This window comes from Butyribacter sp., assembly GCF_056818865.1.
Map to the genome: position 1 here is coordinate 59,194 of NZ_DBLYGC010000014.1, position 25,986 is coordinate 85,179.

At 36.9% G+C, this 25,986-nt stretch carries 22 protein-coding genes; all 22 read right to left on the reverse strand.

Annotation, left to right across the window (positions count from 1 at the left end; translation table 11 throughout):
• Window positions 1-6: 6 nt before the first annotated feature.
• Window positions 7-669 carry a (d)CMP kinase gene (gene cmk, locus ACZLXV_RS08130; protein ID WP_022225394.1) on the reverse strand — a complete coding sequence of 221 codons (663 nt, stop codon included), beginning with the start codon at window positions 667-669 and terminating at the stop codon, window positions 7-9.
• Window positions 670-696: 27 nt separating this feature from the next.
• Window positions 697-1,929, reverse strand: coding sequence for a BaiN/RdsA family NAD(P)/FAD-dependent oxidoreductase (locus ACZLXV_RS08135; protein ID WP_482383071.1), 1,233 nt, complete (start codon window positions 1,927-1,929; stop codon window positions 697-699).
• A 20-nt stretch (window positions 1,930-1,949) separates the two neighbouring features.
• A complete protein-coding gene (gene pgsA, locus ACZLXV_RS08140; RefSeq protein ID WP_482383072.1) occupies window positions 1,950-2,498 on the reverse strand; it encodes a CDP-diacylglycerol--glycerol-3-phosphate 3-phosphatidyltransferase in 549 nt (182 codons plus the stop codon).
• A 70-nt stretch (window positions 2,499-2,568) separates the two neighbouring features.
• Window positions 2,569-3,894: a 30S ribosomal protein S12 methylthiotransferase RimO gene (rimO, locus tag ACZLXV_RS08145; protein WP_482383073.1), complete on the reverse strand. Its 1,326-nt coding sequence runs from the start codon at window positions 3,892-3,894 to the stop codon at window positions 2,569-2,571.
• A 24-nt stretch (window positions 3,895-3,918) separates the two neighbouring features.
• Window positions 3,919-4,758, reverse strand: coding sequence for a bifunctional methylenetetrahydrofolate dehydrogenase/methenyltetrahydrofolate cyclohydrolase FolD (folD, locus tag ACZLXV_RS08150; RefSeq protein ID WP_367334933.1), 840 nt, complete (start codon window positions 4,756-4,758; stop codon window positions 3,919-3,921).
• A 113-nt stretch (window positions 4,759-4,871) separates the two neighbouring features.
• Entirely contained in the window at window positions 4,872-6,524 is a 1,653-nt protein-coding gene (locus ACZLXV_RS08155; protein WP_022225389.1) for a nucleoside kinase, read from the reverse strand.
• A 19-nt stretch (window positions 6,525-6,543) separates the two neighbouring features.
• Window positions 6,544-7,296 carry a tRNA (adenine(22)-N(1))-methyltransferase gene (locus ACZLXV_RS08160; protein WP_482383074.1) on the reverse strand — a complete coding sequence of 251 codons (753 nt, stop codon included), beginning with the start codon at window positions 7,294-7,296 and terminating at the stop codon, window positions 6,544-6,546.
• Entirely contained in the window at window positions 7,289-8,491 is a 1,203-nt protein-coding gene (gene rpoD / locus ACZLXV_RS08165; protein WP_022225387.1) for an RNA polymerase sigma factor RpoD, read from the reverse strand. Before rpoD ends, ACZLXV_RS08160 begins: the two co-directional genes overlap by 8 nt.
• A 111-nt stretch (window positions 8,492-8,602) precedes the next feature.
• Complete coding sequence (gene dnaG, locus ACZLXV_RS08170) at window positions 8,603-10,384, reverse strand: DNA primase (RefSeq protein WP_022225386.1); 1,782 nt, start codon at window positions 10,382-10,384, stop codon at window positions 8,603-8,605.
• Between the two features lie 127 nt (window positions 10,385-10,511).
• Window positions 10,512-11,981 carry a tRNA (N6-isopentenyl adenosine(37)-C2)-methylthiotransferase MiaB gene (miaB, locus tag ACZLXV_RS08175; protein ID WP_482383075.1) on the reverse strand — a complete coding sequence of 490 codons (1,470 nt, stop codon included), beginning with the start codon at window positions 11,979-11,981 and terminating at the stop codon, window positions 10,512-10,514.
• Window positions 11,982-12,035: 54 nt separating this feature from the next.
• Window positions 12,036-13,394, reverse strand: a complete 1,359-nt coding sequence (locus tag ACZLXV_RS08180) for an alpha-amylase family glycosyl hydrolase (protein WP_482383076.1) — start codon at window positions 13,392-13,394, stop codon at window positions 12,036-12,038.
• Window positions 13,395-13,445: 51 nt separating this feature from the next.
• Window positions 13,446-14,297: a CPBP family intramembrane glutamic endopeptidase gene (locus ACZLXV_RS08185; protein ID WP_022225381.1), complete on the reverse strand. Its 852-nt coding sequence runs from the start codon at window positions 14,295-14,297 to the stop codon at window positions 13,446-13,448.
• Between the two features lie 138 nt (window positions 14,298-14,435).
• Window positions 14,436-15,650, reverse strand: a complete 1,215-nt coding sequence (ftsZ, locus tag ACZLXV_RS08190) for a cell division protein FtsZ (protein WP_022225380.1) — start codon at window positions 15,648-15,650, stop codon at window positions 14,436-14,438.
• Window positions 15,651-15,750: 100 nt separating this feature from the next.
• Window positions 15,751-16,458 carry a cell division protein FtsQ/DivIB gene (locus ACZLXV_RS08195; protein ID WP_482383077.1) on the reverse strand — a complete coding sequence of 236 codons (708 nt, stop codon included), beginning with the start codon at window positions 16,456-16,458 and terminating at the stop codon, window positions 15,751-15,753.
• Window positions 16,455-17,618, reverse strand: coding sequence for an FtsW/RodA/SpoVE family cell cycle protein (locus ACZLXV_RS08200; protein ID WP_367334925.1), 1,164 nt, complete (start codon window positions 17,616-17,618; stop codon window positions 16,455-16,457). The genes ACZLXV_RS08195 and ACZLXV_RS08200 overlap by 4 nt, the downstream gene beginning before the upstream one ends.
• Window positions 17,599-18,963 carry a UDP-N-acetylmuramoyl-L-alanine--D-glutamate ligase gene (murD, locus tag ACZLXV_RS08205; protein ID WP_482383078.1) on the reverse strand — a complete coding sequence of 455 codons (1,365 nt, stop codon included), beginning with the start codon at window positions 18,961-18,963 and terminating at the stop codon, window positions 17,599-17,601. Before murD ends, ACZLXV_RS08200 begins: the two co-directional genes overlap by 20 nt.
• 38 nt (window positions 18,964-19,001) lie before the next feature.
• Window positions 19,002-19,979 carry a phospho-N-acetylmuramoyl-pentapeptide-transferase gene (mraY, locus tag ACZLXV_RS08210; RefSeq protein WP_022225376.1) on the reverse strand — a complete coding sequence of 326 codons (978 nt, stop codon included), beginning with the start codon at window positions 19,977-19,979 and terminating at the stop codon, window positions 19,002-19,004.
• Between the two features lie 69 nt (window positions 19,980-20,048).
• Window positions 20,049-21,755, reverse strand: coding sequence for a peptidoglycan D,D-transpeptidase FtsI family protein (locus ACZLXV_RS08215; protein ID WP_482383079.1), 1,707 nt, complete (start codon window positions 21,753-21,755; stop codon window positions 20,049-20,051).
• A 70-nt stretch (window positions 21,756-21,825) separates the two neighbouring features.
• Complete coding sequence (locus tag ACZLXV_RS08220; protein WP_482383080.1) at window positions 21,826-23,802, reverse strand: peptidoglycan D,D-transpeptidase FtsI family protein; 1,977 nt, start codon at window positions 23,800-23,802, stop codon at window positions 21,826-21,828.
• A 20-nt stretch (window positions 23,803-23,822) separates the two neighbouring features.
• Entirely contained in the window at window positions 23,823-24,353 is a 531-nt protein-coding gene (locus ACZLXV_RS08225) for a hypothetical protein (RefSeq protein WP_482383081.1), read from the reverse strand.
• A gap of 18 nt (window positions 24,354-24,371) precedes the next feature.
• Complete coding sequence (gene rsmH / locus ACZLXV_RS08230; protein ID WP_482383082.1) at window positions 24,372-25,307, reverse strand: 16S rRNA (cytosine(1402)-N(4))-methyltransferase RsmH; 936 nt, start codon at window positions 25,305-25,307, stop codon at window positions 24,372-24,374.
• 21 nt (window positions 25,308-25,328) lie between these two features.
• Window positions 25,329-25,769 carry a division/cell wall cluster transcriptional repressor MraZ gene (gene mraZ, locus ACZLXV_RS08235; protein WP_367334918.1) on the reverse strand — a complete coding sequence of 147 codons (441 nt, stop codon included), beginning with the start codon at window positions 25,767-25,769 and terminating at the stop codon, window positions 25,329-25,331.
• Between the last annotated feature and the right edge of the window lie 217 nt (window positions 25,770-25,986).

The window sequence follows — 25,986 nt, forward strand, 5'->3', positions numbered from 1 at the left end:
CGCTCCCTACTTTGTCTTTTCAAAAACATCAATAATGGCATCAACCACCTGTTCTATGCTCATGTCAGATGAGTCTATAAGCACGGCATCTTCTGCCTGTTTAAGTGGTGCTATCTCCCTGTTCATGTCCTGCTCATCTCTTGCAATTATATCTTTTTCTATCTGTTTGATGTCGCATTCAATTCCTCTTTCAACCTGTTCTTTATATCTTCTTCTTGCCCTCTCCCTGGCACTTGCAGTAAGGAAGATTTTTGTCTTTGCATCAGGAAGCACGCATGTTCCTATATCTCTTCCATCCATTATTACATTCTTCTCTGTGGCAAGCTGTCTCTGAAGATTTAAAAGTTTTTCTCTTACAGCAGGATATTTTGAAACACTTGAGGTCATCATGCTCACCTGTTCTGTTCTGATATAATCATTCACGTTTTCACCATTTAAGATAACCTGTTGTACACCGTCTGCATAATCTATAGACACATTTATGTCACTGCATTTCTCACTGATTGTCTTTTCATCATCAGCGGCTACTCCGTTTCTAATAAAATACAATGCAATAGCTCTATACATTGCGCCCGTATCGACATAAATAAAGTCAAGTTTCTTTGCTGCCTTTTTAGCTATTGTACTTTTTCCGGCTCCTGCCGGTCCATCTATTGCTATATTATACATTCTCTTTCCTCACTCTCACTTATTATTTTATATTTCCATTCCGGCAAGATACCCTGTTGACCAAGCTATCTGCAGATTATAACCACCTGTTACAGCATCAAGGTCAAGGACTTCTCCTGCAAAAAAAAGACCTTTTACCTTTTTTGCCTCCATTGTTCCCGGATTTATCTCTTTAACTGATACACCACCCTTTGTGATTATTGCCTCATTAAATCCACGCAGACTTTCAACTTTAAATGTAAGTCCCTTTAAAAGATTGACAAGCCTGTTTCTTTCTTCTTTTGTTATATTGTTTACCTGTTTCTTTTCATCAATTTCCGACAGTTCAACGATAACCGGTATCATCTTTGCCGGCAGAAGTCTTGACAGACTGTTCTTAAAATAACTGTTCCTGTTTTCAGAAAAATCTCTCAAAATTCTCTCGTCAAGCTGTTCTTTAGAAAGTGCGGGTTTTAAGTCAATGCTTAGTTCCATCTGTGACACATCTTTTCCGGATGCCAATGTGCTTGCACTTAAAACAAGCGGACCGCTGACACCAAAATGTGTAAACAGCATTTCTCCAAGTTCTTCATACAAAACTTTGCCTTTATCATAAAGTGTCACTTTGACATTTCTAAGGGAAAGTCCCTGCAGTCTTTTTGGTATATCTGAATCGATATTAAACGGAACAAGTGAAGGATAACATTTTGTAACTTTTATATCTGCATCTTTTGCAAATCTGTAACCATCACCTGTTGAGCCTGTTGACTGATAAGAACAGCCTCCTGTCGCAACAATAACTTTATCTGCCGTATAACTTCCACTCTTGTCTCCGGACTGCACTATGACACCATGGCATATACCGTCTTTAATCTCAATGTTCAATACTTTTGTATTTAATACAATTTTTACTTTTCTCTTTTCAAGTGCTTTTTTTAAGGTTTTTATAACATCTGATGACTTATCTGACTCTGGAAAAACCCTGTTGCCTCTCTCTGTTTTTAACTTCAAGCCTTCGCCTTCCAAAAAATCCATCATCCTGTAACTGTCAAATGTATAGAAAGCACTGTACAAAAACTTAGGATTTGACCTTACATTTTTTAAGAGATTTTCAACATCACTTTCATTTGTTATATTACATCTTCCTTTACCTGTAATATAAACTTTTTTTCCAAGTTTCTCATTCTTTTCAATCAGAATAACCTCTGCCCCTGAATCTGCGGCAGATATGGCAGCCATCATTCCTGCTGCCCCACCGCCAACAACTATTACTTTGTTCATCTTTTGCCAGCCTTTCCCTGCTACATCTTGCCATCATCAAGGACATTCCAGTTCTTTACAAGATAATCGACAAGTGATATTACCGTCAATAAAATTGCAGCATAGATAAGTACATTCTCAACAATATTTATAACTTTTCCATCAAAATTAACTATAAGAAATACCGACATCACCATCTGCACTGTTGTTTTTATTTTTCCCCACCAGCTTGCTGCAAGGACTATGCCTTCATTTGCAGCAACAAGTCTGAAACCGCTTATTATAAACTCCCTGCTTATTATAATTATGACTCCCCATACCGGCATAGGATTATCCGGAACAGACACAAAACATATAAGTGCCGTACTTACGAGCAATTTATCCGCAAGTGGATCCATAAATTTTCCAAAGTTTGATACAAGATTATATTTTCTTGCGATAAAACCATCCAGTGTGTCAGTAAGCGATGCTATTATAAAAATCGCAACAGCAATATACTTAGAACCTTCAACCATATCCGTAAGCATAAAAAACGCAAAAAAAGGTATCATTATAACTCTAAGCATCGTTATTTTATTTGGTAAATTCATACTAAGCCTCCGTTTTTATACAGTGCACTCTCAAAATTTTTCATCTAGAAGCTTTCTAGTGTACTGTATCTTAATCTATAATTTCACCAATAAGGTCATATTCATCTGACCTTGTTATCTCAACTTTAACAAAATCTCCAGAATCAAAATTATAATCTGATTGAATGAAAACATATCCGTCAACATCTGGGGCATCCATATATGTTCTTGCTATATATACTCCCTCTTCCGGCAGTTTTCCTTCTATCATTACCTCGTATATTTCTCCCACTCTGGAATTACTCTTGTCAAAAGCAATATCCTGTTGTATCTGCATTATCTCATCACGTCTTGAAGCCTTTATCTCTTCTTCTATCTGTTCAACCATCTCAGCAGCAGGCGTATCTTCCTCCCTTGAATAAGTAAATACACCGAGTCTGTCAAACTGCATCTTTTCGACAAACTCTTTTAACTGTTCAAAATCTTCTTCTGTCTCTCCCGGAAAACCTGTAATAAGAGTAGTCCTAAGCACAATATCAGGTATCTCTTTTCTCAGTTTTGATACAGTGTTTTCTATCTGCTCTCTGTTTGTCCATCTTCCCATTCTTCTAAGTACATCATCTGCACCATGCTGGATAGGCATATCAAGATAATTGCAGACTTTTGGATTTCTCTTTATGGCATCAATAAGCTCATCTGTTATCTCCTCCGGATAACAATACAATATTCTTATCCATTTAAGCTCATCAATCTTCGAAAGCTCATCAAGAAGTTTTGGAAGACTCTTCTCTCCGTAAATATCTTTTCCATAAAGAGTTGTCTCCTGCGCTACGAGGATAAGTTCTTTTGCTCCATTGTTTACAAGATGTTTTGCCTGTGCAATAAGATTATCCATAGGAACACTTCTGTAATGTCCCCTTACTTTCGGGATAACACAATAAGTACAACATTTGTCACAGCCCTCTGCAATCTTTAAGTATGCGTAATATCCGCCCGACATGCTGTCTCTGTCCGTAAGAGGTGTCGGAAGATAATCTATATCCTTTAAAGATTCCAAAACTCCCGTTCCCTCAAGAGCTTCATTTATCTTGTCTGATAAGTCCTCATATCCCATCGTACCGACAATGAGGTCAACTTCCGGAATATCCTCCTTTATTTCATTGTGATACCTCTGGGCAAGACATCCCGCTGCAACTAAAAGTTTACATCTGCCATCCTTATAACCGCCCATCTCTATAAGAGTGTTGATACTTTCCTCTTTCGCATCTCCTATAAAGCAGCATGTATTTACAACAATGACATCCGCTTCTTCTATATCATCCGTGAGCACGAATCCGTTTTTTCTAAGAGATGTAATCATCATCTCGCTGTCTACAAGGTTTTTATCACACCCCAGTGATACAAAATATATATTCACAATTTTCCTCTTTTCTGTTTTTATTTATTCTTCAACTGAACTCACGCAATTGTGCATAAGCATTGCGATAGTCATAGGGCCTACGCCGCCCGGAACTGGAGTAATCGCACCCGCCTTAGGCTCAACATCTGCAAAGTCCACATCACCGCAAAGTTTCCCGTTTTCATCTCTGTCCATTCCGACATCAATTACAACAGCGCCTTCTTTTATATAATCTGCAGTGACAAATTTAGTTCTGCCTATTGCAACAATAAGTATATCTGCACGTCTTGTTACTTCTTTTAAATCCTTTGTATGGGAATGAGTGATTGTCACTGTTCCATTCTCTCTAAGTAAAAGCATAGCCATAGGTTTTCCTACGATATTACTTCTTCCTATGATAACACATTCTTTTCCGTCAATTTCTATGTCAGAACGCTTTAAAAGCTGGATAATTCCTGCCGGTGTGCATGAAACATAACCTTTCTGCCCTATGCTCAATTTGCCGACACTCTCAGGATGAAATCCGTCAACATCTTTCTCAGGTGAGATAGTCTTTATAACCTTATCTTCATCAATATGTTTAGGAAGTGGAAGCTGTACAAGAATGCCGTTTACTGAATCATCTTTATTTAATTTTTCCACAAGTTCAAGAAGTTCTGCCTCTGTCGTCTCCTCAGGGAGTTCATATGCCAAAGATTTTATTCCAACATATGCACATGCTTTCTTCTTGTTTCCTACATAAACTGTAGATGCCGGATTGCTGCCCACCTGGATAACAGCAAGTGTAACCTCAACACCTTTTTCTTTAAGCGCAGCCACTCTCTCCTTTAACTCATCCTTTATTTCCTGTGAAATCTTCTTTCCGTCAATTATTTTTGCCATATCAAGTCATTTCCTTTCTGTCATTTATCCTATATTAGATAAGCATTTGCAAAACTATCAATATCTTTGCATTATACACAATGTACATTTAGTTTTGCAAACACATTCTAAATTTAAACATTAAAAACGCTGCCGCCAACAAACTCACGCATAAGTGAGTTCTTAGGTATCCCCTCACTGCTTACTGTCAGGAAGTAATCAAGAAACTTTAACAATCTCTTTGCTTCTATATACTCCGGTGCATCCTTTGGTATTCCAAATAAAACAGCCTCTGCATATGGCTTTAATACAGCGAGTTCATATATAAGTGCCGAGTTAAACATAACATCTGCTTCCTCCTGAAATGGGAATATGTATTTGTCTTCACCCCTTCTTACGGAAGGCCACATTGAAATTGTCTTTGCTGCGGATGCTCCCCTTGTTCTTGCATCTCTTACCATCCTTCTGATAAGTCTGCCATCAGTTGTTGAAATTCTGTTATGTTCATCAATATTTAACTGTGTAAGCGCACTTATGTAAATCTTAAACTTGCTTTCTTTCGGAAGTGAATACGAAAGCTTATCATTTAAACCGTGAATGCCCTCAAGTACAAGTATATCATCCCTGCCAAGCTTTAAAAAATCACCTTTGTATTCCCTCTGTCCCGTCAGGAAGTTAAATACAGGCATCTGAACCGTTTCTCCCGCCAAAAGTGCAGTCATATCTTTGTTGAACTGTTCAACATCTATTGCTTCAAGACATTCAAAATCGTAATTACCATTTTCATCTTTCGGTGTATCAGCTCTGTTCTTGAAATAATTATCAAGTGATATAGGATGTGGTGTTATGCCAAATGTGCGAAGCTGTATAGCTAATCTGTGTGAAAACGAAGTCTTGCCCGATGATGACGGTCCCGCTATCATAACAAATTTTCTGCTGCTGTCCTCAGCTATCTTTTCAGCTATCTTAGCTATTTTCTTTTCCTGCAAAGCTTCCTGAACAAGAATAAGATTTGATGCTCCACCGTTTGCAATAACCTCATTTAACGCTCCCACTGTGCTTACATCAACCATTTTACCCCAATTTCCTGCTTCCTGAAGTGTTTTAAACAGCTTAGGACTCGGAATATGCTTTTTCACTTCAACAGGCGTATTTTTATTAGGCATATTTACCATAAAACCATCATTGTACTTTTCTATAGTAAAATATTTGAGAATTCCTGTACTTGCCGGCATATAACCATAGTAATAGTCCTCAAATCCGTCAAGTGAATAAATATTTGCAGTAGATACTCTCCTGTACTCAAACAATTTTTTCTTGTCAAACATCTTATGTTTTTCAAAAATCTCCATTGCTTCAGCGGTGCTGACTATACGCTTTTCAAACCTGATGTCTCTTTCAACAAGCTCATGCATTTTTTCTTCAATCTCTGTCAAAATTTCATCCGTTATTTCTATTCCCTCTGCCTCACAATAACAGCTGTCACCTATCATATATTTTATAAATACATTCCCAAGCGGCATTCCTTCACATACGGAATAAAATGCATCAAGCATAAGAATACTTACACCTCTTACATAGGTTTTATGTCCGTTTGAATCTGAAACATCCACAAAATCAATTTCACAGTCAGATTTTATTGTCTTATTCAGTTCAATCAGTTTTGCGCCCTCTTTTGCTAAAATAATATCATATTTATAATTATCCCTGAAATCCTCTGAAACCTCTCTATATGTAATTCCGTCTTTATATTCTTTAGTTATACCACATACAGTAACTTTAACCATTATAGTCCCCCTATTTATGTCAATGCATTCTTAACAAAGTCTGCCTCAATAAATTATATTCAGAAAATATCTTTTGTTTACCAATTTCTGTTTCTGACATTCCGTTTCTCTTTAATGCATCAATTACTCTCTCCATGCGTTTTCTTTCTTTTTCAAGAAATTCACAAAAAACTTTGTCTTTATTTTCAATAAGATACCTGCCGTATACATAATCTGCTTCGTCATACATTTCTGCATCGGACACTTCACTGCATTTTTCCAAACCAAGCTCTGATTTTACTGACACATCTTTTCTCAAAGCTCTTATAACCACATAATATTTTCCCATATCAAAGACCATTTTTTCACACTGAATGAAAAATCCAAGTTCATGCAGACATTTTCTTACAAGATATATTTCTGACTGAGGCGATAAAACAAGTTCCTTTGCACTAAGAGTCTTATCTTTTTCTTTTGTAAGAATCTCTGTTATCAGTGCACCGCCCATTCCGCTTATAAGAATCGTATCTGCCTCCCCTATTTCAAGTTTATCCAGACCATTCGATAATCTTGTTTCAATCTTATCTTTAAGACCTGCCTGCTCTATATGAATTTTTGCCTTTTCTAAAGGACCTTTGTTTATATCCATGGCAATCCCGCATTTTGCCATTTTATTTTCAGTCAGATAGATGGAAGTAAAACCGTGGTCACATCCTATATCAGCGACTGTTCCGCCAGAACCTACGGATGATGCAACCACTTCAAGTCTCTTTGAAAGCTTTACCTTACTCAAGATAATCCTTTAATTTGCGGCTGCGGCTTGGATGTCTTAATTTTCTAAGTGCTTTTGCTTCTATCTGACGTATACGCTCTCTTGTTACCTTAAACTCTTTTCCGACTTCCTCAAGAGTTCTCGCTCTTCCATCCTCAAGCCCAAAACGAAGTTTAAGAACCTTCTGTTCTCTTTCTGTAAGAGTTCCAAGCACCTCGTCAAGCTGCTCTCTAAGAAGTGTAAATGCTGCTGCCTCTGCCGGTACAGGAACATTATCATCCTGGATAAAGTCTCCAAGATGGCTGTCTTCCTCCTCACCGATAGGAGTTTCAAGAGAAACCGGTTCAAGGGATATTTTCTGAATCTCACGCACTCTGTCTACAGGCATGTTCATCTGCTTTGCAATCTCTTCAGGCTGTGGTTCCCTTCCAAGTTCCTGCAAAAGCTGTCTCTGAACTCTCACATATTTGTTTATTGTCTCAACCATATGCACCGGAATACGGATTGTTCTTGCCTGATCGGCAATTGCTCTCGTTATCGCCTGACGAATCCACCATGTTGCATAGGTACTGAATTTATATCCTTTTTTATAGTCGAACTTTTCAACTGCCTTTATAAGACCAAGATTACCCTCCTGGATAAGGTCGAGGAATAACATTCCTCTTCCCACATAGCGTTTTGCAATACTTACAACAAGTCGTAAGTTTGCCTCGGCAAGTTTTTTCTTAGCTTCTATATCACCTTTTTCCATTCGCTGTGCAAGCTCTACCTCTTCGTCAGCCGAAAGAAGCGGAACTTTTCCTATCTCTTTTAAATACATACGAACCGGGTCATCAATACTTACACCATCCGGCACTGAAAGGTCGATATTCTCAATTTCATCCTCATCCGGAACTTCTCCGCTTTCCTCAAGTTCAAGAATAAGTGCATCATCATCGGCATCATCCTTATCATCTGAAATTCTAAGCACGTCGACACCACTTGCCTCAAGCAGGTCAATAACCTTTTCGGTTTTTTCTTCGTCAAGCTGGATATCTGCAAGAAAATTGTTGATTTCTCCAAGCTCCAAAACATTCTTTTTGCTCTTTGCAAGTTCTTTAAGTGCAATCAGCTTTTCATGAAATTTCTTCTTTTCTTCCTCGATATTTCTTTCTTCTGCTTTTTTTGATGCAGATTTTTTTCCTGTACTCTTAGCCGGTTTCTTCTCTGTTGCCATATCGTTCCATCCTTTCTTTTATGTAAAAAACCTGTCACTTTAAACAATGATGTCTTGTCTGACACTAAACAATATTTTGTCTCTACATCATATAATGACTTCGTTTATACTCTAACCATCTTTTAGAGAAATATGCATTTTCTCTCTATTCTGAAGTTTATTTTTCTCAATCATCAAATTTTGAAGATTGTTTATATCTGTCATATTTTTCAGTTTCTTGTCTATACTGTATTTTTTTATTTTATATACAATTTCATTTAAAGCCTTTTCCATGTCATCTTTTTCCATTTTAACTTTAAATGTCGTCTGAAATATATCTGCTATTGCTTTTTGTTCATCTGCTTCTTCAAAATAATTTATTATCCTTGCCGGAATAACTTCTCCGTTCTCAAACTGCTCATATAATAAAGCTGCAGCTTTTCTGTAAGGTTCTTCCTCAAAATCATCTTTATTTATAATTTTACTCACGTCATCAAAAAGATTTGGTTCATCCGCAAGCCATGAGAGCAGCAATTTATACGAGTGTTCTATGCCGCTTTCCTTTACTTTTTTTATATTTCTATTATAGCCTTCACTGTGGACATTGGCGTTTCCCTTATTAGCTGGAATTCTGTTTGCACTTTTTATGACAAGTCCACGCAAATCTTCTTTTTTTATTGAATACTTTGCAGACAATGTTTCGATATAATTATCCCTTTGAACCTTATCTTCAAAAACCAACAGCTTTGCAGCCATTTCGTGATCAAATTTCGTTTTTTGTTCAGGGTCACTTATATCATAACTTTTTCTAAGTACATCTATCTCAAACAGGAAAGCATTCTGCGCTTCAGCCATTCTCTTTTCAAATTCTTCACTTCCAAGCCCCTTTATAAATTCATCAGGGTCTTTGTAAGGTTCCATATGCACAATTCGTGCGTTTATGCCTGCATCCCTAAGCATAGGAATGGCTCTAAGTGCAGCTTTTACACCTGCCTGATCACTGTCATAAGTCAGCAGAACTTCATCGGTATATCTTCTTAAAATAACCGCCTGTTCCGATGTAAACGCTGTTCCAAGTGATGCTACGGCATTTGTAAATCCTGCCTGATGCATGGCTATAACATCCATATAACCTTCACAAAGAATTATATTTTTCTTTTTTCCAAGTTTCGCATAATTTAATCCAAACAAATTCTTACTCTTATTAAACAGCTTTGTCTCCGGGGAATTAAGATATTTTGGTTTGGCATCACCCATAACTCTGCCGCCAAAACCTATAACTCTGTTGTTGATATCCATTATTGGAAACATAACCCTGTTCCAGAACTTATCGTAAACACCACGCTCGTCCATCTTAAAAAGCCCTGTTTCCTTAAGTACCTGGTCTGCATACCCCTGGTTTTTCAAATACCGGTACAGTTCACTGCCGCCCTGTCCGGCATATCCAAGACCAAAATGTCTTATGGTTTCTTCCGATAAACCTCTCGACAAAAAATATTCATATCCTGTCTTTCCCGCCGGTGACTTAAGTTTGGCATAATAATATGATGCTGCTTTGGCATTTATCTGTACAAGCTCTGTTCTTAAATTCTTTTCTCTTTTCATTTCAGGGGACAGTTCACTTTTTGAAATAGTAACGCCTGCCTGCTCTGCCAAAAATTCCATAGCTTCCGGGAAAGTATAATTCTCGTACTCCATGATAAATGTTATTACATTTCCTGCGACACCACATCCAAAACACTTATACATCTGTCTTGACGGACTTACGTTAAATGATGGCGATTTCTCACTATGAAAAGGACACAATCCGACATAACTGCTTCCTGTTCGTTTCAAATTTACATAACGCCCTATAATCTGGACGATATCACTCTTGGAACGCACTTCTTCAATCTGTTCCTCTGTATAATACATAGCAATTAAACCTCCCATCATACAAATAACTAACATATGTCAAGCACTTCAAATGCTAAAACCCTCTATGTTAGTTATTCGACACAAAATTTATATTTCCTTTTTTATAACAATATTTTTTTAATTGCTATTTAACCATTTCACCTATATAATAAAATCCTTTGCTCTCACATAATTTAACAGAAACTATACTTCCTATAAGTGACTCGTCTCCTTTAAAGTGAACAAGATAATTTTTGCTTGTCCTTCCTGTCACAAGTGAACTGTCATGGTCATTTATCTCTTCGACGAGAACATCCTGAACCTTGCCTGTATCAGCAGCAGCTTTCTCAGCGGCAATATCCTGAACTCTTGCTAAAAGTCTGTCAAATCTTTCTTTAACAACCGCCTCGTCAATCTGTTCTTCCATAGCAGCCGCCGGTGTCCCTGTTCGCTTACTGTATATAAATGTAAACGCACTGTCATATTTAACTTTTTCTACCACATCCATGGTTTCTTCAAAATCCTCTTCCGTCTCTCCCGGAAATCCAACTATTATATCTGTAGAAAGTGCTATGTCAGGTACAGCTTTTCTTATCTTTTCAACCAGTGTAAGATAACCTTCCTTTGTGTAATGTCTGTTCATTTTTTGTAAAAGCCTGTCACTTCCTGACTGAAGCGGAAGATGCATCTGCTTACATACTTTCTTCGACTCACCGAGATACTCAATAAGTTCATCCGACAAATCCTTTGGATGCGATGTCATAAATCTTATTCGCTTCAATCCATCTATCTTCTCAACTCTTCTTAAAAGCTCAGTAAATGAAATCGGATTTTCCAAATTCTTGCCGTAAGAGTTGACATTCTGTCCCAAAAGCATGATTTCGACAACGCCGTCTTTTACAAGACATTCTATCTCAGCTATGATATCCTCAGGTTCTCTGCTTCTCTCTCTTCCTCTTACATATGGAACAATACAATAACTGCAGAAGTTGTTGCAGCCAAACATTATATTTACGCCGCTCTTAAAATGATATTTTCTCTCAACCGGAAGTTCCTCAACAATCTCCGTCGTATCTTTCCATACATCAATTATCATTTTTTTGTTGTCAGCTCTGTCAAGCACTTTCATTGAGAGAAGTTCAGCAAATTTAAATATATTATGTGTTCCAAATATAACATCAACATTTCTGTAACTTTTCTTTATTTTTTCAACAACGCTCTCCTCCTGCATCATGCAGCCGCAGAGCATTGTAATCATTTCCGGATTTTTATTTTTATATTTCTTTAACTGTCCAAGCCGTCCATACACTTTAAGATTTGCATTTTCTCTTACAGTACATGTGTTAAATATGACAAGGTCAGCATCTTCATCCTCCACAACCTTATATCCTATGGTCATGAGGATTCCTATTATCTTCTCCGAATCCCTCGCATTCATCTGGCAGCCGAATGTATTTACACAGCATGTAAGCTCTCTGCCCTTTTCTGCTTTTTTTTCTTCCATCCAGTGCTGCATCTTTTTTATAAAATAATATTGTCTTTCCGGTTCTTCCTGTGGCGGCGGCAATGTAATATCAATATTTTTAATTTCCTCTTTTATTGTATCGTAATTCATCTGTCGTTTACCTCAGCTTTCATTTTAATGTTATTATAATTTAGTGGTCAGTAACTATGATAATTCTATTATAGTTCCATAATTTGCCGGAAGTTTTACAATGACATTTCCGTTTTCAACTCTACAGTCCACGCTCTCATTTTTATCTTCAACACTTCCGTCAAGTATTATTTTTGCTTCATTGCATGCCACATGAGGATTTATCGTAAGCTCTGTCTCATTATCATCATTATTCAGAGCTATGACAATAACTTTTCCATTATAATTTCTTGAATATGCAAATTGTCTGTTAGTAAGCAGCAATTCCTCATATCCGCCCGCACTAAGTTCTGTATAATCTTTTTTCAACTTTCCTAACTGTATGCACAATTTAGTTATGGCATTATTTTCATATGCATCTTTAAAATCATCAAGTTCAAGACAAGGACGAAGATTCCAGTCAGAACCACTTTCTTTTTTTCCTTCAATCGCAAATTCTGAGCCATAATAAATGGAAGGAATGCCGTAAAGAGTGTACAGCAATATATAAATATTGTAAAGATGTTCTTTATTATTTACCTTTGAATATATACGTTCAACATCGTGATTATCAACAAATGTGTACAATCTTGTATCACCGCATATTCCTAGAAGTCTCTTTACCGAATGGGCAATCTCGAAATAATTATGGTCATTGTGACCTGAATAAAGTCCTTTATGCAGTTCATAATTTGTAACGCTGTCAAGCATATCACTGTTTGCCCATCTGCTGTAATCACCATGTATTACTTCACCCATAAGCCAGAAATCTTCTTTTAAATTTCTTGTAAAACTTCTGAGTTCTTTCATAAAATCAAAATCAAGTACATCTGCAGCATCAAGACGTATGCCGTCTATATCAAACTCATCAACCCAGAGTTTTATTGATTCAAATAAATATGATTTAACTTTCGGATTTCTCTGATTTAACTTTACTAACAGATTGTAGCCTCCCCAGTTATCATAGGAAAAGCCGTCATTATACTCATTATTGCCTCCGAAATTCACATTGCAGAACCAATCTCTGTACACTGAATTTTCGCGATTTTGAAGCAAATCCTGAAAAGCAAAAAAAGTTCTTCCCACATGATTAAAAACACCGTCTACAATCACATGCAGACCATTTTCATGACAATATCTGACATATTTTTTAAAATCTTCATTTGTTCCAAGACGGCAGTCAACTTTCCTGTAATCTGTTGTCTCATAACCATGTCCCTCAGATTCAAACAAAGGACCTATATATATAGCTGTGCACCCAATTTTCTTTGCATGCTCTGCCCATTTGGTGAGTTTTTCAAAATGTTCTTCCCGTACACCATCATTTTCCTTTTTGCATCCACAAAGTCCCAATGGATATATATGATAAAATACTGCTTCATCGTACCACTTCATAATCTAATCTTCCTTCCTATACAATTTATAATTATGGTTAATTGTAACATATCAATTTAAGGAACGCATTAAAAACTTTATTCCAAAAATTCCCGCTGCGATCAAAAACAACGCAATTATCAAAACTATTATATTAACCCATGCTGCTCCTGTTCCAAGTATAACAGGCAGCAGATAGCTTGTACCGTTAAATGTTATATGTGTAATCATAGAACACAATATACTGCCGGTAGCTTTAACTATAATCCCTAAAACCATTCCCAGACAAAAAGCATACAATCCCTGAACAATATTCATATGATATACACCAAACAACACCGCCTGAATAATGTTCGCCTTCCAAAACGGAAATGCCGTATATACCCTGTCAAAAATTGCACCTCTAAATATCATTTCCTCTGATACAGGTCCTATGAGAACTGCATAACCTAATGTTAAAATCATATTCCCACTCTCAAAATTAGACATAAGTTTTGTGTAATTTTGAAAAGCCTGCGGAAATACCGCTGTTAATAAACTCAGCAAAAAAGTTAACAATATACAGCATCCGCTTCCGATACATAAAATGCATAATACATTTTTTATCGAAAATACCTGTCCATAATCAACATGTTCACTGCGCCAGCTTGATTTTATATAGAGCACTCCACACCATATAAACGATAATATGGCACTGACCGCCGAGATGGCTAACATTATATTTGTCTGTGAAGTCTGCCCTAATATTGTCACTTCCGCAAGCAGCCTTGCATAATCACCGCCGCGCATCATTCCGTAAGCAACATATCCAAGCACACAAAGCATATATGCAATAAGCTGCATAAAAATAATTCCTCCAAATATAAGAAGAACTTTTATCATCATTGTAACTCTCAATTTTTTTAAATCTTCCTGACTATACATACTCTCTCTTTCCTATCCAAATAATGCCACGGATTGCTTCATTGCTATGCAACTTTCGCAATCCTGCAAACACCGACAATAAAGTGAAAAATCCGAACAAAACTACCTGTCCGGATTTTCTTTATCACTATAATACTTTTACTTTTTTCTCTGTAAAAATTCAGGTATCTTAATTCCACCATCTTCATTTCCTCTTGTATAAGAAACAGATGGCTGAGGCTGTACACTCTGTCTTGTCACTGACTGTACATTCTGCTGTTTTGCAAAATCCTCCGGTGCCTGAGCATTAACTTTCTTAGCCGGTGATGCTATCTGCCCCTCTCTTGTCGGAAAGTTAGTCTTAGGAGTCTGTGTCTGTCTGATAAAAGAAGGAGACTTTGATGCCTGTGCCTGCTGTTCTGTATTATCCTCATCAAGACCTGTAGCTATAACAGTTATCTTTACAGAATCATCACCTGTTCCATCACTTACACCAAATATAATATTGCTGTTTTCTCCTGTAAGCTCCTCTATGTACGATGCTGCTTCACTTGCCTCTAAAAGTCCTACATCTCCTGCAATATTTATAATTACATCTGATGCACCCTCTATCGTTGTCTCAAGAAGAGGACTTGATATAGCCTGCTTAACAGCTTCAAGACATTTGTCATCGCCTGTTCCTGTTCCGATTCCGATGTGAGCAACTCCCTTATCTTTCATAACTGTCTGCACATCTGCAAAGTCAAGATTGATAAGTCCCGGAACATTGATAAGATCTGTAATACCCTGAACACCTTGCTGAAGCACCTCATCAGCTTTGCTTAACGCATCCTGCATAGATGTTCTTCTGTCAACTATCTCCAAAAGTTTATCATTAGGTATAACTATAAGAGTATCTACGCTGTTTTTAAGATTCTCAATGCCTGCAATCGCATTATTCATACGGCTTCTTGCTTCAAATTTAAATGGTTTTGTCACAATTCCTACTGTAAGTATACCAAGTTCTTTTGATATTTCTGCGACAGCAGGAGCAGCTCCTGTTCCTGTTCCGCCACCCATTCCGCAAGTTACAAAGACCATATCTGCGCCTTTTATCATTTCTGTTATATCTTCACGATTTTCCTCAGCAGCTGCCTTGCCAACCTCAGGATTAGCACCGGCACCAAGTCCTTTTGTTAATTTTTCTCCAATCTGCAGACATGTTGCAGAATTACAATTTAAGAGATGCTGCTTATCTGTATTTATGCATATAAACTCAACGCCCTTCATTCCCTCTTGTATCATTCTGTTTACGGCGTTATTTCCGCCTCCGCCAACACCAACTACAACAATTTTGGCGGTTATTTCTGAATCATTTGTTTTTATTTCTAACAACGCTGCTCCTCCTTAATCTACTCACAAATTTCCCTAATTTATATAATACCCATTAACCTTTGAATAATCAAGAGAAAATTTGTTCTTTTAATTTTTTTATTTAATTATTTGTTTTTAATACAATTTTATCGCCTGACTGATAATCAGACATGTCTATGCTGCCTTTTAAATTTTTCTTTTCTGTCGTTTTTAATACTGATGACAACGCTGCCAGCTGGTCATCATACATATTTTTCTTTCCAAGATAAACTCTGACTTTTCCTGAATATAATATAATTCCGTCTGTGCTTGAATGTATTCTTGATACATCAATTTTATAATGACTTATAAGCTGTGATATGTTCATTATTTTAGAAAAAAGTTTTTCATCTTCTACACTGAATGCCTCTCCTATGGAAAAATCACCGAACTTTATGCCTGTAACCATAGGAGCTCCTTCTTTGTGCTCCGATAAACTCTGCAATACTATTCCGTCTTTGTCAAAATAAACATACTGTCCCATATATTTTATACAGCCGCTTACTTTCTTTTCATACACATGAAGCAATACAGAATTGCGGTCTGTATATTTTACATCTATATCCTCAATGAGCGGAAGTTTATTTATCCCGTATATTTTATTGTACAATCTGAATACAAGTTCATTATCTGAAAATTTTCTGCTAAATACGCTCTTTTCTATTTCAGCATCAGAATATGTACTGTCTCCTTCTATTTCAATTGTATTTATATGAAATGCAAAATATAATCCAAATATCAAAGCTGCCAAAACACATATAAATATAATGAAACGTTTCAGTATCCTCATAAACAGTTTAACCTCTTTTCTCTTTTTGAAACACCAAGAACTATCCCCATCTCTGCCATCATTATCATAGCAGATGTTCCTCCATAACTTATAAATGGAAGCGGAATACCTGTTGACGGTATAGAGTTTGTGACAACCGCAACATTTATGACAACCTGTATTGAAAGCTGCAGCATAACACCCGAACACAACATAGTCCCGAAAATATCCGATGCACCGTAACCGATGCGGATGACTTTCCAGAACAATACAATAAACGCAATTATCAAAACCGTCGCACCGACAACTCCAAGTTCCTCACATATAACTGAGAATATCATATCATTATATGCCTCAGGTATATACCCCAGTTTTTGTACACTGTTTCCTACTCCGTTTCCAAACAAGCCTCCGGTAGCAATAGCATACAAACCCTGTTTTATCTGATGAGCATTTTCATTTGTTTCAACATTAAGCCATATCTGTATTCTTTCCATTCTGAAAGGGTCTCCGAAAATTATATACAACGATGCCGCAGCTATCATAGCTATTACACATACGATAAAATATCCGTTTTTATTGCTTGCTATAAAACACATTCCAACGCTTATCCCGGCAACAACTATTGCTGAACTCAAATTTTCCTTTGCTATAACGGCAATCAACGGAGCAATAAATAACATTACTCGCAAAAATCCCCTAAATGTATCAAAAATACTTCTGTTTATGTATGCGACATACGATATAAAAATAATAACTACAATCTTGGTTATCTCCGACGGCTGAAATTGGATAAATCCAAACCTCAGCCATCTTCTCGCACCGTTATAATCAACACCGATAAACAGAACCGCTACCTGCATGATAAGTGCGACAGCATATAAAACATGAACGACCTTTATATTTCCGTTTTTACCGAAAACATTCCTTATTAAGATATGGTAATCAAAAGCCGCCACAAATATCATCATGGCACATCCCGCCAAAAGCCCTGCAATCTGTGACTTGACAAATCTAAGCGGTGCTCCAAGCAATAACGCATTATATATTCCCGCGCTGTTTATCATACAGACACCGAAAATTGCAATTCCTAATGTCAGAACGATAAGCATATAGTCATACTTAGAGTAATTTTTTTCTTTTCTCGGTCCGGTTATATTCTTACTCCAGGCTGTTGACATATTGCTTAAACAGGTCACCTCTCTCTTCAAAATTTTTAAACATACCCCAGCTTGCACAGGCCGGAGATAATAAAACAGCATCTCCTGATTTAGCCTGCTCACTGCTCACTTTTACAGCCTCCTCTAAAGACTCAGTCATTATTATATTTGCAAAACCTGCTTTTTTGGCTGCAGCGGCAATTTTATCCTTTGTCTGACCAAGAAGCACAAGTGCTTTTACCTTATCTCCAAAAGAAGCTATCCACTCATCATATGATGAATCTTTATCGTAACCTCCTCCGATTACTATAGTAGGCCTTACCATCGCTTCAACCGCTTTAATCGCAGCGTCAGGATTTGTTCCCTTAGAATCATTGTAATATTTAACACCATTTACTTCCCTTACATATTCAATTCTGTGCTCAACGGCATTAAACTCTTTAACTGCTTTTCTTATGCAGTCTATCGGCACTCCCGCATGCATGGCAATTGCTACCGCTGCCATTACATTCTCATAATTGTGCTTACCTAAAAGCTTCATATCATGTATTGTACATACCATGACAGGCTCCTGTTCCTCCCCGTCACAGTACATAATCTTTTCACCGTCAAGCCAAATACCCTCTTTAAGTTCATGCTCACTGCTAAACCAGAATATCTTTGCCGGTATATCCTTTGCAATTTTCTTAAGATATTCATCTTCATAATTCAGAACACAAATCTCGTCTTTATTCTGATTCTTTGCAATTCTTGCTTTAGCCTCAACATAACATTCCATTGTATGATGTCTGTTCAAATGATCCGGTGTGATGTTAAGAATCGCACTTATCTGAGGATGAAATTTATTTATTGTCTCCAGCTGGAAACTGCTTACTTCCGCTACTGTCACCGATTTTTCCGTCATTTTGGCAGCATACTCCGTATACGGATAACCGATATTTCCAACTACATATACATCTTTAAAATATGTTTTCATAATCTCACCGGTAAGTGCTGTAGTTGTTGTTTTTCCATTTGTTCCTGTTATGGCAAAAAGTTTTCCTGCACCACAAAGATATGCAAGTTCAATCTCTCCCCATACAGGTATATTCTTCTCCTGAAGCTTTACAACAAAAGGTAAATCAGTCGGAACTCCGGGACTCAATATAACAAAATCAATGTTATTCATTTTCTGCTCCGGAAGTTCTCCTATTATAAGGTCAAATTCAGCATCTTTTGGAAATCTTGAGATGATTTCTTCTGTCGAAAATGATGTATTTCCTTCCAGTACAATAACTTCTGCTCCTGACTTATTTAACAGCCTGACGGCTGCCACCCCGCTTTTTCCTGTACCTACTACCAATACTTTCTTGTTTGTAAATTTCATATTCATCCTCTTTTCCTAATAATAACTTTTTATTCTAATCATGTTTTTTCCAATATCACAGCTATACACATAACTGTAGTTATTACAGAAAAAACTGCAACAACCGTCGTTTCTCTCCATCCACATTGTTCAAAATGATGATGCAGCGGCGCCATTTTTAAAAGTCTTTTCCCACCGCTCATTTTAAAATATGACACCTGAATTATCACAGACAAAACTTCTGCAAGATATACCACACCTACTATTGCTATATATAAAGGCATCTTTAACATGGTTGCAATTGCTGCAACAAAACCTCCAAGTGCAAGCGAACCTGTATCTCCCATAAAAACCGCTGCCGGATGTACATTAAAAATCAGAAACCCTATCAAAGCTCCTGCAACACATGCCCCCGACAAAGCCATATCACGGTTTAATTTAATGGCAACCGTCGAAAAAAATACTACAATAAGCAAAGTTACACTTGCTGCAAGACCGTCAAGCCCATCCGTAAAATTTGCACCGTTAACAGTCCCCATCATTATAATATAAACTATAAATACAAACATTATCGGTGATACCGACAGATAAATACCATTTTTTATTCCTCCGGTAAACGGAATAAGCATCTCACATTTTTCCTGCAATTTAAAAATATAATAATAACAGAACCATAATGTAACTATACTCTGCAATATAATTTTTTGTAAAACAGACAAACCAAGCGACCTTTTCAGACAGACTTTTATATAATCATCTAAAAATCCAATTGCACCAAATCCAAGAAAAGTAAATATCAACAGACATTCTTCCCTGCTGCCGTTTATTCCCAAAAGGTTAACTCCCGTTGAACATATGAGTATCACAATTCCACCCATAGTCGGCGTTCCTGCTTTTTTCAAATGTGACTTTGGCCCCTCACATCTCACATATTGATTTATATTCAATGTTCGAAGAATCGGAATCATTACTGGACAAAGTGCAGCACTCGTCAAAAAAGCTCCAATCATAGAAATAAACACAGACGAAAATGTCATTATCAGACCTCCTGAAAGTTCTTATAAGCAACTTTAATGTTATTTGATACATTGTATGAAAACAACACTTTAATCAATATATGGCAATATGTCATCAAGCAGTTTTGAAATGACCGGAGCCGCAATTGTACCTCCATAATAAATCCCCTGAGGTTCATCAATAAGCACAAGTGCTATAACCTTTGGATTATCTGCCGGTGCAAACCCCATGCATGACGCAACATATTTTCCGCTTCTTCTCGGAAGTTTTTCTGAAGTTCCTGTTTTAGCACCAACTTTATATCCATCTACAGCAGCTTTTTTTCCTCCGCCTTCACTGACCACCGACTCAAGTATTTTTTTCATGACTTCCGATGTGTCTTTGGATATTACGTTTTTCTGCGCATTATATCTTATTGTATATTTCCTGTTCTTTTGTTCATCTAAAATCTTCACTCCAAAATGCGGAGTTATCATATTTCCGCCGTTTATCACGGCACTTATGGTTGTCAAAAGACGAATCGGAGACAACTGAAACGACTGTCCGAACGACATTGTCGCAAGTTCCACTTCACCGACATTTTTCTGCTGATGCATAATTGTCACCGCTTCTCCCGTAACGTCTATTCCTGTTTTATCCAAAACAGAAAACTTTTTCAGATACTTAAACATATTGGCTACACCAAGCCTTTGACCTACCTCCATAAAAACAGGATTACATGAATTTTGTACGCCCTGTGCAAATGTTTCTGCTCCGTGTCCTGTTGTCTTATGGCACCTTATTTTTCTGTCACCGACAATTTTATATCCCGGACAGTTAAATGTATCTGTAAGTTTTACAACTCCCTGCTCATATGCCGCCGTTGCCGTAAAAACCTTAAATGTCGAACCGGGTTCATATGTATCACATACGCATCCGTTTCGCCACATATCATTTAATTTCTGATTAAGTTCTTTTTGACTCAGCTTTTTCTTACTCTTAATATCATATGGCTTATTAAGATTGAACTCAGGAACATTTACCATCGCAAATATTTCCCCGTTGTTCGGATTCATCACAAGAATTTTGACATTTTTTGCCCCTTTTGCTTCCATGACATTTTTTGCCGCCTGCGTTGCAAACTTTTGAATATTTATATCAATACTTGTGTAAAGGTCCTTTCCCTGTTTTGGTTCAATTCTCTCTTCCGCCCTCTTATCGACCTCAATTCCTCTTGCATTTGTTGTTGTCAGAATATACCCCGGCTCACCTTTTAAATATTTTTCATATTTAACTTCAAGACCAAGAATGCCCTGATTATCGGCTCCGGTAAATCCAATCACTTTTGATGCAAGCGAATTGAACGGATAAGTTCTCTTATAATCTTCGTCAACCATAACTCCGTCCATCTCGAGATTTCTAATTTTATCAGAAATAGCTTTTTCAACATTAGATTTTATTTTTTCTCTTGATGAAACTTTATTAACTTTCTTTCTTATCTCATCCTCATCAATTTCAAGAATTGCTGATAAGTTCTTTATCACCTTCTCCGGCTGTTTTATTTGATTATGTATCACTGAAATAGTTGAAACCGATTTATTTCCTGCAAGAACAATTCCGTTCCTGTCAAGAATCTTTCCTCTGCTTCCCTTGATACTTCTTTCTCTCTGTTGAACTGCTTTTGCTCTTTCTCCATAATAATCAGCCCGGTATATCATAAGATATACAAGTCTCCCAACGAGCATAAATAAACAAAAGCAAACCACAATAAACACAAAAAATAACCGTTGCTTTTGTGGTGTTTTACAATACTTCATAAATAACCCTCTCTTATGATCCGGCTATTAAGTATTTTATTACACTCATTTGCTTTTATGCACCGTCAAATCAATTATTTGCATTTTTTTTACTTTTTGCAACTCCGTAATCCGAAGTTGTATAACCACCCGCAGGAACTTCCAAAATTGAATTTCCTTTTTTGGTTGATGGAATAGTAACTGCTTTAGCATCACTTGATTTGCCTGATTCTTTATATATACCTAACATTGGAAGAACATCTTTAAGTACCTCACTTGCAAATTCGGTTGCATATGTACTGTGAGCCTGATCTTTTACATGAGGCTCATCTATAACTACATATATTGCAAGTTCAGGTTTATCAACAGGTGTAAATCCTGCAAAAGATACAAGATATTTTTTTTTGGTAATCGGATGTTTTTCGGCTGTTCCTGTTTTTCCGCCAATTACATAACCTTTTACCCTTGCCGGACTTGCCGTACCCTCATCATCCTCTACCGTCTTTTCGAGATATTTTCTTATAAATTTGCTTGTATCCTCCGAGATAACCCTTTTTACCAGCACATTGTTATTTGATGATACAACTGCACCATTCTGCGAATCAATCTCCTTTACAATATGCGGCTGATAATAATTTCCACCGTTTATTGTCGCACAGAAGGCTGAAATAAGTTGAATCATAGTAACTGTCTGACCCTGTCCGAAACTTGATGTTGCAAGTTCTACCTGATGCATATCTTCTTTACTGAATATTCCACCAACAGCCTCGCCCGGAAGGTCAATCCCCGTCTTGGCTCCAAACCCAAAACTTCTTACATATTTTGTAAATTTATTCACACCAAGATCTGCTGCCATCTGCATCATTACATCATTGCACGACTTCATCAGAGCCTTGCAGGGATCTGTATTCTTATGACCACCAATAGTATGAGCCACACACTTAATATATGTTGTTCCTATTTGCTGTCCCCCGTCGCAAAAATAATGTTTTCCATCATATGATGCACCCTCATCAAAACTAGCTGCAACTGTTATCGGTTTAAATGTAGAACCCGGTTCATACGCATCTGAAATACAAAAATTTCTCCATAAACTTTGCAGTAAGTCTCCCTTTTCTTTCGATGACAATTTAGTGAGTTCTTTTTTTGAGTAAATTTTTGATAAATCCCTTGGATTATTCAAATCATAACTCGGATAATCCGCCATTGCATATATTTCTCCGTTTTGCGGATTCATCAAAATAACTCCCATATTTTCAGAACCGGTTTCTTCCTGAAACTTCTTCATTTTCTTCTCGAGAACACCCTGCACATTTATATCTATGGTCGATACTACTGTGTTTCCGTTTTGTGCCTCTTTTACTTCTTCTACAAGATTCAGATTTGAATCATAATACCCAAAACTCTTGCCATTAACGCCATTTAAACTTGAATTATACCAGCTCTCAATTCCGCCGAGCCCCTGTCCGTCAGAAGAACAGAAACCAAGAACCGTACTCGCAACCTGCGAATACGGATATGTTCTTAAATATTTTTCTTCAAACCACACACCTATAATCTTACTGTTATCCTTTGAGAGTTCTTTAAACTGCTCTACAATTTTCCTGCTCAACTGTGTGTATTTTTTCATCGGATAATACATGGAATCCGGTTTTTTCGATAATATCTTATAGAATGTGCTTTCCTTTATTCCGAAAATCTTTTCCAGTGCCGCCGCAGTTGCCTTTTTATAATCATCGCTTTTTTTATCCTTATCAGCATCTAGTATCTGTTTAGGCTCTATTATGAGATCATACACCTTTGTACTCTTTGCAAGTGTATTTCCATTTTTGTCAACAATATCCCCTCTTTTATATGGAATGACCTTGTTAACATAGCTTTGCTGTGCCAGAACTTCTTTTTTATACTCTGTACCTTTATTGACATTTAAGTATATTATTCTTCCCGCTGCACAGATAATAAGGACAAAAACGATAAACATTGCCGCGTATAATCTCCACCTTGATTGTCTTTTTATTCTGCTAATATTTCTCTTTCTAATACTTTTCTTCGCCGTCTTGTCCATCATGTTAATCCTCTGACGAAACACTATTTATTTTTTTGTGTTCCGGGTATATCAGCATACTGCTTTACCATATCACTTTTTTTATTTTTATATTTATACACCTGATTATTTTCCGCCCTTACCATATTAAGTTTTCTTGTAGCTCTTTTGTATATCTGAGCAAGGTCTACACCGTTTAATATTTCCTCATATTTTTCATTGTTTAAAGTTTTCTGCTCCTGAATTTCAGTCTGAAGCGAAACAACCTGTTTTTTCAATGCAACACTTTTGTTTTGCATATTTATAAATGATGCTGACACTGCTATCAGAACAACAGAAACACAAGCTATAAAAATTATATTTCCGACAGACACGCCCGGTATTGCGATGTTTCCTGGATTTAACTGTCTCTTTCTCCTTTTTTCACGTTCAATTCTTTCTTCTTCTCTTCTGTTTGGAACAGCATTAAGCTGTCTTACTGTGTTTCCATCCACATATGTACTCTTTCTATAATTTGGAATATGTCTTTTTTCATATCTTCCGTACTGATAATTATTTTTAGTTTCAGCTGACATAAAACTCCTCCCAGTCTTTTAGTTGTGCTCAAATATTCTTAGTTTAGCGCTTTTGGAACGCGGATTTCCTTCTATTTCTTCCTCCGTTGGAAGTATAGGTTTTCTTGTAATAATTTTTCCCTTTGATTTTCTCCCACATACGCAAACTGGAAAATCCGACGGACAAACACACGGATTTTGTGCCGTTCTGAATGCATTTTTTACAATTCTGTCTTCTAATGAATGAAAAGTAATTATGCAAAATCTTCCACCCGGATTTAATAAATCTATCATATCATTAATGTTTTTCTCCAGAACATCAAGTTCATGATTCACTTCTATCCTTATAGCCTGAAACGTTCTCTTCGCCGGATGTCCACCCTGCTTTTTCATTTTCATCGGAATAGCATGGTCTACTATCTCAGCAAGCCTCTTAGTCGTAAGTATCGGGCTTTCCTGTCTTTCAATGACTATATGTTTTGCTATATTTTTAGCAAATTTATCTTCACCGTAATTCTTAATAATATGAAATAACTCATTTTCTGAATATTCATTTACAACTGTCTCGGCTGACAACGGCTGCCTGTTATCCATACGCATATCAAGCGGTGCATCAAGCCTGTATGAAAATCCTCTTTCTGCTGTATCTAACTGAAATGAAGACACTCCAAGATCTAATGTAATCCCATCAACTCCTGAAACTCCAAGTTCATCCATAACCTGAGTCATATCTGAATAATTGCTTCTGACAATGGTAACTATATCACCATATTTTTCTAATCGTTTTGTGCTGGCTTCTATGGCATCTTCGTCCTGGTCTATTCCGATAAACCTGCCATCTTTTCCAAGCTTTTCACATACATGCATGGCATGCCCCGCTCCGCCAAGCGTTCCATCCACATATGTTCCGTTTTCCTTAATATCAAGTCCCTCAATAACCTCATTGAGAAGAACCGACTTATGAACAAATTCCATAATTTCCTCCAAATATATTTTTTACAGCGATATTCCAAGTTCATCCATAGCTTCTTCAACTCCGGCATTTTCTTCAAGTTCTTCCTCTGCCTCGAGTCTTGACTTATCCCATATTTCAACTCTGTTCATCATCCCGAGAAAAATCACATCTTTCTCTAATGCAGCACACTCTCTAAGTATGCCGGGAATGATGATTCTTCCCTGCTTGTCCGGAGTAACTTCCATAGCTTTTGATAAAAACTGACGCTGTATCCTTCTGGTATTCTGGCTTGACGAAAGTCCCTTAAGCTTGTCTACAAAATCCTGCCACTCATTTGACGGATATAAAAAAAGACAGCCATCAAGACCTTTCGTTATAACGAACGTATCTCCTAACTCGTTTCGATATTTGGCAGGAATGATTATTCTGCCTTTAGTGTCAATAGTATGCTCATATTGACCCATAAACATATAATCACCCACTTTCACCCACTTTTATGCAATTTGTCCCCACTTTTAACCATTTACATTCACTATAATATAACTTTTCACCACATTTGGCAAGAGTATGACAATAAAAAGACATATTTTTTTGTATACATTTTTTCCCAAAGAACATTTATATGAAAGGTACGGTGATTTATATATGCAGGAGAAAATTTATAAGCAGGACTTATTTTCGGATGAAGTACCTACAATA